Origin of the sequence: Zophobihabitans entericus, assembly GCF_011745665.1 — a bacterium.
GTDB classification, from domain to species: Bacteria; Pseudomonadota; Gammaproteobacteria; order Enterobacterales; family Orbaceae; genus Zophobihabitans; species Zophobihabitans entericus.
In genome coordinates, this window is sequence record NZ_CP050253.1 from 815246 (window position 1) to 830960 (window position 15715).

The following is a 15715-nucleotide window of genomic DNA, read 5'->3' on the forward strand; positions in this document are numbered from 1 at the left end:
CCCTTTGTTATAATCGCCAGAATTTGCCAGATATTTTGTTGTAATATTTTATTAAAAGAGGTTTTTATGTCTTTGATAGATAATAAGAAAGAACTTATTCTTAATCAATTTCAACCATTAGGTATTAGGCCTGACAACACCTCTTTAACGATTCTGGCACAAAGTGATTTTATTACTGACTCGATAAAGTTGTTCCCTGGCTGGCTGAATGAGTTGCAAAGCTCAGGTGTTGAACCTGATGAGTGGCAACATTATTCACTCTGGCTGACAGAAATAATGTCAGATATTTTTGATGAACAGAAACTTATGCAGGTGCTGCGTCAGTTTCGTCGTAAAATACTGGTACGTATTGGCTGGTCACAGATTACTAATACAAGTTCGGCAGAACAAACACTGAAGCAACTAAGTGTGCTGGCAGAAGTGTTAATTATTGCCGCCAGAAACTGGCTATATGATCAATGTTGCCGCGATTTTGGTACGCCTTATGACAGTAAAGGCCAAAAGCAGCCTTTGCTTATCCTAGGTATGGGGAAACTGGGGGGTGGTGAGCTGAATTTCTCCTCTGATATCGATCTGATTTTTACCTTTCCTGAACATGGCTCAACCCTAGGTGGGCGCAGAGAGCTGGATAATGCTATGTTCTTTACAAGGCTTGGACAGCGTTTGATTAAAGCCTTAGATCAAATTACCGTAGATGGTTTTGTCTATCGGGTGGACATGCGACTGCGTCCTTTAGGTGATGGTGGTCCTTTAGTACTGAGCTTTTCGGCGATAGAAGATTATTATCAGGAACAGGGTCGTGACTGGGAACGTTACGCGATGGTTAAAGCCAGAGTGCTAGGTGATGATAAAAGTGCTTATGCTCAGGCGTTGTATAAGATGCTGCGTCCATTTGTGTTCCGTCGTTATATAGATTTTAGTGTGTTGCAGTCACTTCGTAATATGAAAGGCATGATCGAGCGGGAAGTACGTCGCCGGGGTTTAAAAAATAATATTAAGCTTGGTGCCGGTGGTATTCGTGAAATTGAGTTTATTGTACAAGTCTTTCAGCTTATCCGCGGTGGGAGGGAAAAAGCTTTACAAACCCGTTCTCTGTTAACTGCTCTGGCAGTTATTCGTGATTTAGAGCTGCTATCAGCAGAAGATGTAAAAACTCTGCAGGATAACTATCTGTTCCTGCGTCGTCTGGAAAATCTATTGCAAGCTATTAACGATGAGCAAACTCAGACTCTGCCAGAAGATCCTTTGAATCAGGAGCGTTTGGCACTTGGTATGGGATTTACTGACTGGACAGCGCTATTTGCCGAGCTGCAACAAAAAATGCAGGATAATCGTGTTATCTTTAATGAACTGATTGGTGAAAATGACGCTACCGATGAGCAGCAGGAAGCCTGTAAAAAATTTGATGACCTGTGGGTTGATCATATTACTGTGGCAGATGTACAAAGTATATTGCCTGATATGCCAGAAGAAGTAGCAGATAAACTTTGTCAGCTACTCATGCAATTTAGATCTGATATTGGTAAACGAACAATCGGTGTGAGAGGGCGGGATGTTCTTGATCAGTTAATGCCATATCTATTGGCTAATGTTTGCCAGCATTATGATGTGGCTGTGGTCTTACCGCGATTGATTTCATTACTGCTGCGCATTGTCAGCCGTACTACTTATTTAGAGCTGTTGGTGGAATATCCGGTAGCATTAAAACAGCTGGTCAGGTTATGTGCTGCGTCACCGATGATCAGTGAACAAATTGCCCGCCATCCTTTACTGCTTGATGAATTAATCGATATTAATGGTAATTATAATATCGGTACGTTGGACAGTTATAAAAGCGAGCTATACCAATATTTGCTGAGAATCCAGACTGATGATGAAGAACAGCAGCTGGAAGCACTGCGCCAGTTTAAACAGATGAAGTTGCTGCATATTTCTGCTGCCGATATTGCCGGTGTTCTGCCGATTATGAAAGTGAGTGATCAGCTCACTTATCTTGGGGAGGCCATGATCGATTCTGTGGTACAACTGGCGTGGAATCAAATGTTACAACGCTATGGTCGTCCTGATTATTTACCCGATGATGAGAGTAAAGGTTTTGTGGTGATTGGCTATGGTAAGCTCGGTGGCTGGGAGCTGGGTTATAGTTCTGATTTAGATTTAGTCTTTTTACATAATTGCCCGGCTAATAGTGTTACCAAAGGCGAACGATCAATTGACAGCCGGCAGTTTTATCAACGTTTAGTGCAGCGGATTATTCACTTGTTTAGCTTAAATACCAATTCAGGTGTGCTATATGAAGTTGATGTACGCTTACGTCCTCAGGGCGATTCCGGTTTGCTGGCCTGTTCGCTGGAAGCATTTGCCGATTACCAGCGCAGTGAAGCATGGACATGGGAACATCAGGCCCTTGTTCGGGCCAGAGCAGTTTATGGCGAACCCGTTCTTAAACAGCAATTTGAGCAGGTTCGTCATGAAGTGTTATGCCAGCAAAGGGATGAGTCAGCTTTAAAAACAGAAGTAAAAAATATGCGTGAGAAGATGCGCTCTCATTTAGGCAGTAAAACAGAACAGCAGTTTGATATTAAAGTGGATTCTGGTGGTATTGGTGATATTGAGTTTATCTCTCAGTATCTGGTACTTAATTATGCTCATCAGCAACCAAAACTTACTTTCTGGTCGGATAATGTGCGTATTTTAGAACTGATGGCCAAATATCGGATTATGTCAGAGCAGGAAGCTCAAGAACTCACAAGTGCCTATATTGAAATGCGGGATGAGATTCACCGTCAATCGTTGCAACTCCATTCAAGTGTCGTTTCAGAGCAGTTATTTGCTAATCAGCGACAGATCGTACAAAACAGCTGGCAAAAATGGTTGTCTTAACAGACACCATTTTTCTCGTTCATCACTATTTTCAAGGTATATACCAATTAAAGTAGTGCTATTAATATCTAATAATTATTAATCCCTATTATTTTTAGGTTTATTGTGTATATCGCTTCACTTTTATTTGCCGTTACCATAGAATTGATAACTATTATCATTACTATTCTTACTCCGCTAGCCTGAGGTATATCAATTATGTCTGCGTTAACTCTGGACAAGCTACCATTTGGACAGGAAGCTGTTATTACTAAGCTAATGCCTGAATCACGTCCTTTTCGTCGTAAATTATTAGCGATGGGTATTACTCCCGGTTGTAAAGTTTCGGTTATTCGTGTCGCGCCACTTGGTGATCCGCTGGAGATCAAAACTCGTGGCTTTAATTTATGCTTACGTCGTAATGAAGCTGCAGCGATTGGGGTGATGGAGGTGAAAGAATGAATATTTCACTCATTGGTAACCCAAATAGTGGTAAAACTACATTATTTAATGCCTTAACGGGTTCGCACCAGCGTGTGGGTAACTGGCCAGGTGTGACAGTTGAGAAGAAGACCGGGATATTAGTTCACAATGGCCGTGAGTACGATATTGTTGATTTACCTGGTACTTATGCGATTGAAAGTCTGGATACCAATGTCTCTCAGGACGAAATGATTGCCAGAGAGTTTGCTGTCAGTGATGAGAATCATATTATTGTTAATATTTTGGATGCAACTAACCTGCAACGCAGTTTATATCTGACTTTCCAGTTACTTGATTTGAATCGCCCGATGATCGTAGTCTTAAACATGATCGATGCTGTACAGGATATGGGGGAAACGATCAATATTGATGCCTTATCTGAACAGTTAGGTTGTCCGGTAGTCAGTATTTCTGCCGTTAAAAAAGTAGGTTTAAACGAGCTTTATCAGGCAATTGAAGAGATGGCCGCAAATCCGGTTACTCCTCAGCCAAAAATATCAACTCTTGGTGAACAACAAGAAGTGACTTTACAAAATATGTTGAGTCAGGCTGCAACAGATAGTTTGCTGCATAAGCTTAGCCGTTGGGAGTTAATTGAAGCTTTACTGGATGATTCAGGTTTATCCCTGACTGTTGAAGATGTGAAAATTTTGACGAGGTGTCGGGCAGAGCTTGCTGGCTGGTGCGATAATGAGATGGACGTGGCTATTGCCAGTGCTCGTTATGATGCAATAGATCAGGTGACTAAACTGGTTATTGAAAAGCCAAGAGAAGCAAGTGCCTCTTTATCTGACAAGTTAGATAAACTGGCTCTTGGTCGTATTACCGGAATCCCGTTCTTCTTGTTTGTAATGTACCTGATGTTTATTGTAGCAGTAAACTTTGGTTCAGTATTTATTGATTTCTTTGATGTCTTGTTTGCCACTATCTTTGTTGATGGTGTAGCTCATGTGCTTGAAAACGTAGGTGCACCGGACTGGTTAATTGTTATTTTAGCTGACGGTATTGGTTCGGGTATTCAAACTGTTGCAACCTTTATTCCGGTTATTGCTGCAATGTTCTTTTGTCTGTCATTCCTTGAGGACTCTGGTTACCTTGCTCGTGCGGCGATGGTGGTTGACCGTGCCATGAGAACAATTGGTCTGCCGGGCAAAGCATTTGTACCGATGTTGGTTGGTTTTGGTTGCGGTGTACCGGCTATTATGGGAACCCGTACGCTTGATACGGCACGTGATCGATTAATGTCGATCTGTATGATTCCGTTTATGTCATGTGGTGCACGTTTACCGGTTTATGCTTTATTTGCAGTGATTTTCTTCTCTGATAATCCGTCTTCTGTGGTGTTTATTCTGTATTTACTTGGTATTGCAGCAGCAATTTTAACCGGTTTAGTCCTGAAGTTTACTCTACTTCCGGGTAAAGCAACGCCATTTATTATGGAGATGCCGTCTTATCGTATTCCAACGATTCGTAGTATGTTGCATTTAACCTGGTCACGTTTAAAAAGCTTTATTTTCAGAGCAGGTAAAGCGATCGTTATCATGGTAACCGTTTTAAGTGTACTTAATTCATTGGGTACTGATGGTTCATTTGGTAATAGTGATTCCGAAGGCTCTGTACTTTCTGTTGCCAGCCAAAAAATTACTCCGGTATTTGAACCGATGGGTGTGACTGAAAACAACTGGCCGGCAACTGTTGGTATCTTCACTGGTATCTTTGCTAAAGAAGCGGTTATTGCAACGCTTAACTCTTTATATTCAATGGAAGAAGAGGGAGCTGAAGTCGATGAAAATGGTAATGTTATTGAAGCAGAATTTGACTTCTGGGCGGGTGTGACTGAAGCATTTGAGACTATTCCGGAAAATCTTTTAGGTTTAACAGAAGCCTTTGGTGACCCGCTTGGACTTGGTGCAGTTGATGAAGATATTGATACGCTAACTGAAGACTTAGAAGTGAGCTCAAGTGCTGTAACAAAAATTGAAGAATCATTTGGGACTTCAACTGCTGCGATGGCCTACTTAATCTTTATTTTACTCTATACTCCATGTGCAGCTGCACTTGGTTCAGTATACCGTGAAGCAGGATTAAAATGGACTGTCTTTGTGGCGCTTTGGACGTTTGCTTTAGGCTGGTTATTTGCCACCGCTTATTATCAGTATACGCTCCTTGGTACTTCAAGTGCAGCGACTAGTTGGTTAATTATTGTAGCGGTTATTTCAGTGGTGATATTTGCGGTATTAAAAGTGATGGGGCGCTCATCATCATTTAATATTCAAATGAAGAAACCTGCTGATTGTGGTAAAGATTGTTGCAGTTAACGATTTGATTTATAATTAGAACATCTGATATTAAAGGTTCACTATTGATGTCTAAATAGTGAACCTTATTACCTCGCAGGAGGTGGTAATATGTTAATGACCGATGTACGTGATTACGTACAACTTGTTGGACGAGCAACACTACAGGATCTCTCTCGTCATTTCAAAATACAAGAAAGTGCTATGCAGCATATGATGGAGTTTTGGGTGAAAAAGGGACGTGTCTCTTTAGTTGTTCTGGATCAAACGTCTTGCAGTACTGGTAAATGTAGTGATTGTTTTGAATGTGATGACAGTACAAAACAGCTCTATATCTGGCAATCTTAATTTTTATCAGCAAAACAAATTTTCTGCAATAAGCAACATCTTCTTTTCTTCTCTGAAATATCCCGTTAAACTGGTCTTTTGCTGGGTTAAGCAGCTAAAATCAGAATTTTCACGTTATGGAGATATTATGCACTGTCCATTTTGCCATGCTGATGATACCAAGGTGATCGATTCCCGTTTAGTCGGTGATGGATTACAAGTGCGTCGTCGTCGTCAATGTACTGAGTGTAACGAACGATTCACGACATTTGAAGTTGCAGAACTTATTATGCCTGGCGTGATCAAAAGCAGTAATATCCGGGAGCCTTTTAATGAAGAGAAGCTCCGCCATGGGATGCAAAAAGCACTGGAAAAACGTCCGGTGAGTACAGATGATATTGAAGCATCTATCAGTTATATCAAATCTAAGATTCGTGCTACTGGCGAGCGTGAGATTCCTGCCAAACAAATTGGTAATTTTGTGATGGAAGAGCTGAAACGTTTAGATAAAATTGCCTATATTCGTTTTGCTTCTGTCTACTTCAGTTTTGATGATATCGAACAATTTAGTAAGGAAATTGCTAAATTACAGGATTAATTTCTGTAGAGTGATGAGTTTAAGGTGAACAGATTGGATCAACACGCTCTTGATCTGGCATTTATGCGCAGAGCCATCGAAGTTGCAAAACAAGGTAGTTTTACGACCACGCCTAACCCGAACGTCGGCTGCGTGATTGTAAATAAAAACAATCAAATTATTGGTGAAGGCTTTCATCACCAGGCAGGTAGCCCGCACGCAGAAGTCCATGCTCTTAAAATGGTGGGTAAAGCAGCCAGAGGAACTACTGTTTATGTGACGCTTGAGCCTTGCAGCCACTTTGGACGTACGCCTCCTTGTGCCAATGCTCTGGTAGAGGCTAACGTAAAACGTGTTGTGATTGCGATGCAAGATCCCAATCCTCAGGTTGCCGGTAAAGGTATCGCCATTTTACAAGCTGCAGGTATTGAGGTGGTATGTGGGGTGCTTGAGAATGAAGCAGAAAAAATTAATACCGGTTTTTTAAAGCGTATGCGCACCGGATTACCTTATGTACAGCTAAAAATGGCTGCTTCACTGGATGGTAAAACGGCTATGGCTTCAGGTGAAAGTAAGTGGATTACTTCTGCCGTTGCCAGACAAGATGTACAGGTGCTGCGTGCCCAAAGCTCAGTTATTTTAAGTACCAGTGCAACAGTACTTGCTGATGATCCCAGTCTGACTGTCCGTCTTGATGATTTCCCGCAGATGTTAAAAGCGACTTATCCGCTGGGCGAAGTTCGTCAGCCAGTACGTGTAATTCTTGATAGTCAAAATCGTTTAACGCTGAATGAGAAAGTCTTTAAACAAGACGGCGAGACCTGGCTGGTGCGCAAATCTGCTGCTAATTTAACACTTCCGGATAATGTAAAGCTGATTGTAGAAGATTCCCCTGATACACAAATTAATCTATCTCACTTAATGCAGATACTAGCTGAAAAGCAGATTAACACAGTATTTGTAGAGGCGGGTGCCAGTTTAGCCGGTGCTTTGGTTGAACAGAATCTTGTTGATGAACTGATTGTGTATCTGGCACCAAAGCTACTTGGTCATAATGCCCGGGATCTCTGTTTATTACCTCATCTCACACAGCTTAGTCAGGCGCCACAGTTCTCTTTTACTGACTTAAAACAGATTGGAGACGATGTTCGCCTGACATTAACACGAAAGGGATAACAGGTTTATTTACTCATAAAAATTTTAAATAAATCAATGGGTTATATTTTTTTGTGGTTATAGGGCTAACTCATTGATTTTATAAGAAATTATCTTTTTTTTGTCATTCAAATCGAGATAACCTATTTTTATCGGTAAAACCTATTCTTTTTTATCTTTCTAATACTCTGTTGCAATTAATTTTGTGATCCAGTTCGCAATTTCTGTCTGTTATTTTTTTCGTTAAAAATACTTTTTCATTTATTTTGTTTTTAATAATCAAAAAGTTAATCTTAATATTTATTTTTTCCACTTTCATCTGGAAAAAGTCCGACTACACATAGTCAGTCAAATATTTTAGGGTTACGCTATCGGAAGAGTAATTCTAATTATGGAGTTTAAAATTCAATCATGAGTCAGGCCAAATTCAAAATGATTGCTGATGATTTAAATCCGGAAGTTGTGACTGATCAGACGATCGAGATCATTAACGAATGGTTTAAAGAAGCCGGCGTTACCCAAAACGAAGTACAAAAAGCAATGTTACTTTCTCACGTTAAAGCTATGGTTAGTCGTGCTAAGACACTTGAGAAATTACCAGAAGTAGATCCAGAGATGTTTGATGAATTATCGGAAGAGTCAATGGCACTTGCTCGTAAAACAGTTGAGTTATTTGATACCTTACCGGTAGAAGAAGCATATTTACTTGCCGTGCATTATGAAGTCGCGCGCGCAAATGAAGAATAATTTGTTGTTTGATTTAGAGGGGTCAAAATTATGAAAGAAATCGTTATTGTTATTGGTGACCGTATGGGTAAAGGCCAAAAAGTAGCTGCAGGTATTGAGTCTGTTGCTGGCTGTAAGGCTGTTGTTGTTCCGGGTATGGCTGCTGATATGAAACTTGGCGATGTAATGCAAAAAGAAAACGCTGATTTAGGTATTTCTTTCTGTGGTAGTGGCGGTGCGGGTGCATTAACTGCAAAAAACAAATATGGTTATGAAGTCCGTTACGGTATGCGTTCTGTTGAAGAAGGCGAAACTGCGATCGCTGAAGGCTGTAAAGTTCTTGGCTTTGGTTTTATGGATACTGAAGAACTGGGTCGTCGTATTGCAACAGCTTACGTTAAAAAATACGGTAATCAATAATGAAAGAAAATCAACAGCTAACAGTAAGAGTACAAGGTACGGGTAATTCACGTGCGCGTGCTTTTGCCGCTGCACTTAGTTCAATTCAAAGAGAAATATTGAAAAGTAATAGCAATATGATTTTGCGTCTTGAACCACTTAATGTGGAAGTAGTTTCTGCGACAGAAAAGATCACCACAGAGAAGTTTCTTTTCTTCTTTTTACCAAGAGAAAAAGCACTGTGCACGGTTATCTTAGATGTCACTGTTGATGTGTGTTTTGTTGATATGGGCAAAGTTAGTTTTACATCTATTAAGTAAGGATAACACATGGAAATATTAATTATCGCATTTAAGTCTATCATTATTGGTGGGCTATGTGGATTTGGTGTAGGGGCAGGCGCAGCGCGTATGTTCCACGCACCAACTTATCAAGGTATGGGTGCGTTTCGTACTCTGGGCGAGTTAAACTCTTGTGAAGGTGACCCTGCGGCTCACTTCTCTTTAGGTTTAGGCTTCTTCTTCAATGCGTGGGCATCATCTGTTGCTGCGGGTTCTTTCACCCAGGACGTTGACCACCGTATCATCCCTAACTGGGGTGCAGCGTTACTACTAGTAAAAAATAAAAACGTCGCTGAAACATTACATGATCCACGTAAAATGGCTATTGCCAGTACTATCGTGGGTATCTTAGTTGTTTTATTCTTAAATACGACAACTTCTGCAATTCCTGACACGTTAAAAGTGACAGCAACAAATGTACTTGTTCCTGCTGCTAACCTACTTGTAGCGACAGTGATGCCAGTAATCTTCTGGTTAGCTGCTATCGATGCTGGTCGTCGTTCAGGCTTCTGGGGAACATTATTTGGTGGTCTTGCTCAATTAATCATGGGTAATGCTGTTCCGGGACTTGTTCTTGGTATCTTAATCGGTAAAGGCGTGGATGATAGTGGCTGGAACCGAGTAATGAAAATGATGTTAGCTGCGGTAATTATTTTGTTTGTTCTGAGTGGGTACTTCCGTGGATTTGATGCGAAATTAATCAAATCGTTCCAGGATAGCCTTTCATACTGGTTTACTGCCAGAGCGTAATTTAGGCATAACAAACATTATTATTTAGGAAGGTTATTATGACAGAAGTAAGAAACAATAGTTTTTGGTATGCTGACTGGGCATTCCCAATTCTTTGCGGTATTTTATCTGCAGGTATTTTTGCCGGTACTCATACATTTTATGTATATGGTATTGGTGCATTCAATGAAATCGCATTCGTTGCGATGTTAAAATCTGGTATGACAACAGGTGATTACGGTGCAGTTGCTGCATTTGGTGCGAGCTTCTTATTTGCTCGTGTTATCGAGGGTTCTTTAGTTGGTATTCTTGATATCGGTGGCTCACTACAAACAGGTATCGGCCTTGGTGTTCCTGCTTTACTATTAAGTGCTGGTATTGTTCTGCCAATTGAGAACTTTGCTGTATCTTTAGTAACAGGTGGTGGACTGGGTGTTGCTGTTGGTTTGGTTATCATCTTAATCCGTAAAGTAACGATTAATCAGGAAGGTGGTTCTACCTTTGGTGCTGACGTAATGATGGGTGCAGGTAACGCATCTGGTCGTTTCTTAGGCCCTATGATCATTTTATCAGCGATGGTAGCGTCTATTCCAATTGGTTTAGGTTCACTACTTGGCGCATTACTATTCTACGTGTGGAAAAAACCAATTACTGGTGGTGCTATTTTAGGTGCGATGGTATTTGGTGGTATCTTCCCAATGATGTAACAAAAAAGAAGTCCTGCTCAGGCAGGGCTTCTTGACCTTTTCAATATAATTGAATCTTTTATATAAGTACTTTTATATAAATAACAAAGCGAGCGTAACTATGTATGATTTAATTCTAAAACAGGCAAAGCTTATTGATGGTAAAGTCGTTGATATTGCGGTTGCAAACGGCAAGATTGCAGAAATTGGATCAGTTAGTTTACCGGCGAAAAAGAGTATAGATTTAGCTGGCAAACATTTTGTGAGTGCTGGTTGGATTGATGCTCATGCTCACGTATTTGAACTATCACCAATCTATCATGATGAACCTGATTTAGCGGGTGTTGCTGCAGGGGTTACTACTGTGATCGACGCAGGTAGTGTTGGTGCTGATGAGATTGATCGTTTCTATCAAATTACCCGTAATGTAAAGACTAACGTTTATGCATTCTTAAATATCTCCAGAATCGGTGTGATTCGTCAAAATGAACTGGCAGATATGGCTGATATCGATCAGAAATTATTTGATGAAGCGATGGCTAAACATCCTGACTTTATTGTCGGACTTAAGGCCAGAATGAGTAAAAGCGTCGTTGGTGAGAATGGAATAACACCACTTGTTCGCGCTAAAGAGATGCAGAAGAAAACCGGATTACCACTGATGATTCATATTGGTAACAATCCGCCGGATTTAGATGATATTGCCGATTTATTAACAAAAGGCGATATTATCACTCATTGCTTTAATGGTAAGCCAAACCGTATTTTAAATCAGGAAAATACCATTCGTGATTCAATCATGAAAGCACTGTCACGTGGAGTGGTGCTTGATGTTGGACATGGTGGCGAGAGCTTTAGCTTTAAAGTCGCAGAGCGTGCTAAAGAACTGGGTATTTACCCGATGACAATCAGTTCTGATATTTACTCTAAGAATCGTCTAAATGGCCCGGTTTATAGCCTAGCTAATGTTATGACGAAGTTCTTATGTATTGACTATACTAAACAGCAAATTTTAGATTGCGTAACTTCTCATGCAGCAGAAATGCTACATCTGAAAAATAAAGGGCAAATCAAAGTTGGATTTGATGCGGACTTTACGATTTTTGATATTCTACCTGAAACTATCACACTATCGGACTCCGAAGGGACGAAACGAGAAAGCAAAGAAAAATTTGTGCCACTAGCAGCAATTGTTGCTGGTGAAACTATTGTAACTAAAGAAGGTGAAGAAAATGGCCTCAGTTTATGAAAAATACGGTTTAAAGAAAGTTATTAACGCCTCTGGTCGTATGACTATTCTTGGTGTATCAACACCTCGTCCGGAAGTGGTTGATACAGTTGCTCATGGCTTAAATGAGTATTTTGAAATGAAGGATCTGGTTGATAAAACCGGTGAATATATTGCTAAGCTATTAAAAGTTGAGAATGCAGTGGTTGTGTCATGTGCATCTGCGGGTATTGCTCAATCTGTTGCTGCATTTATCGTTAAAGATGATATGGAGTTACTTTATAATCTACATTCATCTGAAAAATATGTGCCAAGAGAGATCATTGTTCCTAAAGGACATAACGTAAACTTTGGTGCTCCAGTGAGTACAATGGTTGAGCTTGGTGGTGGTATCGTGGTTGAAGCGGGTTATGCTAACGAGTGTAAACCTGAGCATATCGAAGCATTAATTAATCCAGATACAGCAGCGATTTTATATATTAAATCTCACCACAGTGTACAAAAAAGTATGTTATCTGTAGCAGAAGCTGCAGCGATTGCTAAAAAACATGGTATTCCTTTTATTGTTGACGCAGCGGCAGAAGAAGATCTGAATGCTTACTACAATACTGGTGCTGACCTTGTGATTTACAGCGGTGCTAAAGCGATTGAAGGCCCTACTAGTGGCTTAGTGATTGGCCGTAAGCAAGCAGTTGAATGGGTTAAAATGCAATCCAATGGTATTGGCCGTCCTATGAAAGTAGGTAAAGAAGGTATTCTTGGTTTTACCAAAGCTATTGAGCTTTATGTTCTTGATCCGAAAAAAGAAAGTGGTAAAGAAATGGTTGAGAAAATGACACCATTTATGGACAAGCTAAATAAACTGAATGGTATTTCAGCTAAAGCGGTATGGGACGGTGCTGGTCGTGATATCGCACGTACTGAAATCTCTTTTGATGAGAAAGTCATTGGTAAAACAGCCATTGAGATGGTTAAGTTGATGAAGCAGGGTGATACCGCTGTTTATTTCCGTGAATATAAAGCGAACGACGGTAAAGTCGATGCTGACGTAAGAAGCGTTTCTGCGGAACAACTTGATGTCATTTACAACAAAATTAAAAGTATTATTGAAGGAGCTTAAAAATAATGCAACTTAGTCCAAAATATTATAAAGACAGAGTCTGTCTAAACGTACTAGCAAATTCAGTTGAAAATGCAAAAGAAATTTATGATGCTGCAGAAGGTTATGTGGTGGTTGGCGTGTTATCTAAAAATTACCCAGATAATGCTTCAGCGATTGAAGATATGAAGAAATATGCTGCTGCAATCAACAATGCTATTTCTGTTGGTCTTGGTGCTGGTGATCCAAATCAGTCTAAAATGGTATCTGAAATTTCTGCTAAGTTACAACCACAGCATATCAATCAGGTCTTTACCGGAGTGGCAACAAGCCGTGCGCTAGTGGGTCAAAATGAAACTGTTATCAACGGCTTAATTTCTCCAACGGGTAAAGTGGGTTTAGTTAAAGTATCAACGGGTCCACTGAGTTCAAAACGTCCGGATGGTGTGGTACCGACTGAAACTGCCATTGCGATGCTAAAAGATATGGGCTGTAGCTCAGCTAAATTCTTCTCTATGGACGGTCTAAAATATCAGGCTGAATATGAGCATTTAGCAAAAGCATGTTTTGAACAAGACTTCTATCTTGAACCAACGGGTGGTATTGATTTGAATAACTATGAGACTATTTTAAAAATTGGTCTTGATGCTGGTGTTAAGAAAATCATTCCTCATATTTATAGTTCAATTATCGATAAAGCAACAGGTAAAACACGTCCGGAAGATGTACGTAAATTACTTGAAATCACTAAGAAATTAGTCGGTTAATCGATAAAATAGGCGATATTGGGTATATATCGCCTATTTTTTGTGTTTTAATGGTTCTGTCTGTCATTTAGCCAAGAGGTAACTAATGGTTCTGTTTCCTTATCAGCGATTAGCTTACTTATTTGATACGATTCGGGCTGAAGTTCTTCCGCAGGAGGAGTTGGCTAAGCGGTTTTCTGTGTCCACCCGTACGATTCGTACCGATATTTTAGCGCTAAGTGAGATCCTACAACGCTATGGTGCTCAGATTCAGTATGAGCGCGGTGTTGGTTATCAGTTAATCATTTCTGATGAAGCCTTATTTAAAACACTACCGCATCAACAAGAACAATTAAAAGTTATCCCAAGAACGAGTAAAGAGCGAGTGCTTGCTTTACTGGTTCACTTCTTAACTCACCCTCAGTCGATTAAATTAGATGATATTGCCGATGAATGGTTTATCAGCCGCAGTACATTACAAGCGGATATGGCTGAGGTCAGAGAGTATTTAGAAAAATATCATCTCTCTTTTGATAAGCGTCCTCATTATGGGATGAAACTACTTGGTGCTGAAACATCAATTCGTGCCTGTTTAACCGATATTTTCTGGCAGATGTACTCAGCCGAAGATGAACGAGCGATCAGCCAGTTACAACAAGATGTGTTAAACGATATTGATTTAACTTTCCTTGAAAAAATTCTACAAAATCGTTTTGAACGATTTGATATTAAAATCACACCGGAAGGCCAGCGTTATTTGCTTTATAGTTGTGCTATTTCAATTGTTCGTATTACTACCGGACAAGAGCTACTTGAATTTGAAGCTAACGATGTTGATGAGGTGGTAAAGAAGGCTGCGATTGAAATTGCTGAAGGATTTACTTATTTCCTTGGTACAGAAGTTTCGCAAGCAGAGAGTAATTATTTAAGCGTGCAAATTGCGGCGCGCTGTATTACTGATCACTCTAATGTTATGAGTGGTATGCAGCAAAATAGCGATGTGCTTGTCAGCCATCTGCTGGATTATATTAACAGTACCTACAACTATGATTTACGCCGTGATGAAAAACTCAAAAGTGATCTCTCTATTCATTTAGCTTCTATGCTGGCGAGAATTAAGTATCAGATTCGCTCATCTAATCCACTGCTTGATGAAATTAAGCAGTACTATCCATTTGCCTATGATATTACGCTCTCAGCCATTACAAATACTGATTTGTATATCGACCACAAATTGAGTGAAGATGAGATTGGCTATTTAACAGTACATATCGGTGTGGCACTGGAACGTAATTATAATGTGGGTTATGAACGTCATCCGCATGCACTATTGGTGAGCGATTCGGGTAATGCTACTTTACGTATGATAGAAGCCAAAATTAAACGTGATTTCCCGCAGATTCAAATTGTGAATACACTATCACTGCGTGAATATGAGTTGTTGTCAACAATTGAAGAAGATTTTGTTATTACTACGGTAAGATTATCAGAAAAAAATAAACCGATTGTAAAAATTGCACCATTCCCGACACCTTATCAGTTAGAGCAATTAGGGCGTCTGGCGATGATCGATCGTACGCGTCCTTATATTTTAGAGAAATTCTTTAGTGAAAAATTCTTTATGGTATTAAAAGAAGAGACGACACAAGAAGAATTATTTAAAATGGTCAGTCAAAAACTGGCTGATGAAGAATATATTGATGAAGAGTTTTATCCGTCTCTGGTAGAGCGGGAATCAATCGTTCCAACAATGCTTGGTGAAGGCATTGCTATTCCACACACTGTTGGCTTATTAGCCAAAAAAACAACCGTTGTCACAATACTTGCTCCTAAAGGTATTGCCTGGGGACATGATAAAAATGAGATGGCTTATGTCATTTTCTTACTTGCGATCTGCAAAGAGGAATATGAAGAAGCAATGGCAATTTATAGTCTGTTTGTTAACTTTGTAAAAGAGAAAGCGACCAAACGATTATTAAATAGCCAGTCATTTAATGATTTTCAGGCCATTGCGAAAGATAGTTTAGGGCGAATTGCTTAATTTACTATACGAGTAGAGT

14 protein-coding genes and 1 pseudogene are annotated in these 15715 nt (G+C 39.9%); all 15 read left to right on the forward strand.

Annotated features, from left to right (window positions below):
* Nucleotides 1-147 precede the first annotated feature (147 nt).
* A pseudogene (gene glnE, locus IPMB12_RS03725) lies at nucleotides 148-2883 on the forward strand (bifunctional [glutamate--ammonia ligase]-adenylyl-L-tyrosine phosphorylase/[glutamate--ammonia-ligase] adenylyltransferase); the annotation flags it as partial.
* Between the two features lie 198 nt (nucleotides 2884-3081).
* The gene (locus tag IPMB12_RS03730) at nucleotides 3082-3324 is read left to right on the forward strand and encodes a FeoA family protein (protein ID WP_166915082.1); all 243 of its coding nucleotides are present in this window, start codon (nucleotides 3082-3084) and stop codon (nucleotides 3322-3324) included.
* Nucleotides 3321-5663, forward strand: a complete 2343-nt coding sequence (gene feoB, locus IPMB12_RS03735) for a Fe(2+) transporter permease subunit FeoB (RefSeq protein WP_166915084.1) — start codon at nucleotides 3321-3323, stop codon at nucleotides 5661-5663. The genes IPMB12_RS03730 and feoB overlap by 4 nt, the downstream gene beginning before the upstream one ends.
* Nucleotides 5664-5753: 90 nt before the next feature.
* A complete protein-coding gene (locus tag IPMB12_RS03740) occupies nucleotides 5754-5990 on the forward strand; it encodes a FeoC-like transcriptional regulator (protein ID WP_166915086.1) in 237 nt (78 codons plus the stop codon).
* A gap of 127 nt (nucleotides 5991-6117) precedes the next feature.
* On the forward strand, nucleotides 6118-6567 hold the full coding sequence (nrdR, locus tag IPMB12_RS03745; RefSeq protein ID WP_166915089.1) for a transcriptional regulator NrdR: 450 nt from the start codon (nucleotides 6118-6120) through the stop codon (nucleotides 6565-6567).
* 63 nt (nucleotides 6568-6630) lie between these two features.
* Nucleotides 6631-7722, forward strand: a complete 1092-nt coding sequence (ribD, locus tag IPMB12_RS03750; protein ID WP_166917680.1) for a bifunctional diaminohydroxyphosphoribosylaminopyrimidine deaminase/5-amino-6-(5-phosphoribosylamino)uracil reductase RibD — start codon at nucleotides 6631-6633, stop codon at nucleotides 7720-7722.
* A 390-nt stretch (nucleotides 7723-8112) separates the two neighbouring features.
* Nucleotides 8113-8448 carry a transcriptional antiterminator gene (locus tag IPMB12_RS03755; protein ID WP_166915091.1) on the forward strand — a complete coding sequence of 112 codons (336 nt, stop codon included), beginning with the start codon at nucleotides 8113-8115 and terminating at the stop codon, nucleotides 8446-8448.
* Nucleotides 8449-8478: 30 nt separating this feature from the next.
* Nucleotides 8479-8847: an SFCGS family glycine-rich protein gene (locus IPMB12_RS03760; RefSeq protein ID WP_166915093.1), complete on the forward strand. Its 369-nt coding sequence runs from the start codon at nucleotides 8479-8481 to the stop codon at nucleotides 8845-8847.
* A complete protein-coding gene (locus tag IPMB12_RS03765; RefSeq protein WP_166915095.1) occupies nucleotides 8847-9146 on the forward strand; it encodes a DUF4312 family protein in 300 nt (99 codons plus the stop codon). The genes IPMB12_RS03760 and IPMB12_RS03765 overlap by 1 nt, the downstream gene beginning before the upstream one ends.
* Nucleotides 9147-9155: 9 nt before the next feature.
* Nucleotides 9156-9917 (forward strand): DUF4311 domain-containing protein, encoded by a 762-nt coding sequence (locus tag IPMB12_RS03770; protein WP_166915098.1) that lies wholly within the window; start codon nucleotides 9156-9158, stop codon nucleotides 9915-9917.
* Between the two features lie 38 nt (nucleotides 9918-9955).
* Nucleotides 9956-10603: a DUF4310 family protein gene (locus tag IPMB12_RS03775; RefSeq protein WP_166915100.1), complete on the forward strand. Its 648-nt coding sequence runs from the start codon at nucleotides 9956-9958 to the stop codon at nucleotides 10601-10603.
* Nucleotides 10604-10703: 100 nt separating this feature from the next.
* Nucleotides 10704-11831: an amidohydrolase/deacetylase family metallohydrolase gene (locus tag IPMB12_RS03780; protein WP_166915102.1), complete on the forward strand. Its 1128-nt coding sequence runs from the start codon at nucleotides 10704-10706 to the stop codon at nucleotides 11829-11831.
* Nucleotides 11815-12930 (forward strand): DgaE family pyridoxal phosphate-dependent ammonia lyase, encoded by a 1116-nt coding sequence (locus tag IPMB12_RS03785; protein ID WP_166915104.1) that lies wholly within the window; start codon nucleotides 11815-11817, stop codon nucleotides 12928-12930. The genes IPMB12_RS03780 and IPMB12_RS03785 overlap by 17 nt, the downstream gene beginning before the upstream one ends.
* Nucleotides 12931-12935: 5 nt before the next feature.
* Complete coding sequence (gene dagF / locus IPMB12_RS03790) at nucleotides 12936-13676, forward strand: 2-dehydro-3-deoxy-phosphogluconate aldolase (RefSeq protein ID WP_166915106.1); 741 nt, start codon at nucleotides 12936-12938, stop codon at nucleotides 13674-13676.
* A gap of 85 nt (nucleotides 13677-13761) precedes the next feature.
* Nucleotides 13762-15696, forward strand: a complete 1935-nt coding sequence (locus IPMB12_RS03795; RefSeq protein WP_166915108.1) for a BglG family transcription antiterminator — start codon at nucleotides 13762-13764, stop codon at nucleotides 15694-15696.
* Nucleotides 15697-15715 lie beyond the last annotated feature (19 nt).

Coding starts and splice junctions, on each gene's coding strand:
- IPMB12_RS03730 (WP_166915082.1), top strand. CDS start 3,082: ATGTCTGCGTTAACTCTGGACAAGCTACCATTTGGACAGGAAGCTGTT.
- feoB (WP_166915084.1), top strand. CDS start 3,321: ATGAATATTTCACTCATTGGTAACCCAAATAGTGGTAAAACTACATTA.
- IPMB12_RS03740 (WP_166915086.1), top strand. CDS start 5,754: ATGTTAATGACCGATGTACGTGATTACGTACAACTTGTTGGACGAGCA.
- nrdR (WP_166915089.1), top strand. CDS start 6,118: ATGCACTGTCCATTTTGCCATGCTGATGATACCAAGGTGATCGATTCC.
- ribD (WP_166917680.1), top strand. CDS start 6,631: ATGCGCAGAGCCATCGAAGTTGCAAAACAAGGTAGTTTTACGACCACG.
- IPMB12_RS03755 (WP_166915091.1), top strand. CDS start 8,113: ATGAGTCAGGCCAAATTCAAAATGATTGCTGATGATTTAAATCCGGAA.
- IPMB12_RS03760 (WP_166915093.1), top strand. CDS start 8,479: ATGAAAGAAATCGTTATTGTTATTGGTGACCGTATGGGTAAAGGCCAA.
- IPMB12_RS03765 (WP_166915095.1), top strand. CDS start 8,847: ATGAAAGAAAATCAACAGCTAACAGTAAGAGTACAAGGTACGGGTAAT.
- IPMB12_RS03770 (WP_166915098.1), top strand. CDS start 9,156: ATGGAAATATTAATTATCGCATTTAAGTCTATCATTATTGGTGGGCTA.
- IPMB12_RS03775 (WP_166915100.1), top strand. CDS start 9,956: ATGACAGAAGTAAGAAACAATAGTTTTTGGTATGCTGACTGGGCATTC.
- IPMB12_RS03780 (WP_166915102.1), top strand. CDS start 10,704: ATGTATGATTTAATTCTAAAACAGGCAAAGCTTATTGATGGTAAAGTC.
- IPMB12_RS03785 (WP_166915104.1), top strand. CDS start 11,815: ATGGCCTCAGTTTATGAAAAATACGGTTTAAAGAAAGTTATTAACGCC.
- dagF (WP_166915106.1), top strand. CDS start 12,936: ATGCAACTTAGTCCAAAATATTATAAAGACAGAGTCTGTCTAAACGTA.
- IPMB12_RS03795 (WP_166915108.1), top strand. CDS start 13,762: ATGGTTCTGTTTCCTTATCAGCGATTAGCTTACTTATTTGATACGATT.